At 71.6% G+C, this 522-nt stretch carries 1 protein-coding gene; it reads left to right on the top strand.

What is annotated here, in order from left to right; genetic code table 11:
* A partial coding sequence (locus FV228_RS32380) for a ketopantoate reductase C-terminal domain-containing protein (RefSeq protein ID WP_281406566.1) occupies nt 1-235 on the top strand: 235 nt, incomplete at its 5' end.
* Nucleotides 236-522: the final 287 nt, after the last annotated feature.

Here is a 522-nt window from a genome sequence, read left to right as displayed (position 1 = left end):
GCGCGGGGTCGTCGCCGAGCGCGCGCGGGCGCAGCTCACCGCGGAGGGCTCGACCTTCACGGCCTCGATGCTGCGCGACATCGAGAACGGCGGCCGCATCGAGGCTGACCACGTCGTCGGCGATCTCATCGCCCGCGGCGCCCGCCTCGCCCCCGAGGCGGCATTCCCGCTGCTCGGTCAGGTCTACGCCGGCCTCAAGGCCTACGAGGCCCGGCGTGCCAGGGAAGCGGCCTGAGGCGCAATCCAGTTCGACTTGAGGGCTATCCCACCCACGCCCTTATCCCGAGGGGCCCGTGCCAGCGGGCCTCGACGGACGCCTCTGAACATCGCGCAACTGGCTGGAGGCCTCCTTCGAGGCCTCCGCTTCGCTCCGTTGCTTCAGGATGAGAGCTTTGGAGGGATCAGCGTATGTCCGGCGCCGAGAGACTCAGTAGCGGCCGGGCGGCGGCGGGGGCGGGTTGCCGTATTCGAGCTGCGTCTTGGCATCCAGCGGCCGGCGCGGCGGCGGGGTGAGATCGGGGG

The sequence above is a fragment of the Methylobacterium sp. WL18 genome, from assembly GCF_008040015.1.
In the GTDB taxonomy this organism is placed as follows: Bacteria; Pseudomonadota; Alphaproteobacteria; order Rhizobiales; family Beijerinckiaceae; genus Methylobacterium; species Methylobacterium mesophilicum.
Note: the sequence above shows the minus strand (reverse complement) of the source record. Positions and strands in the feature narration are given on the sequence as shown.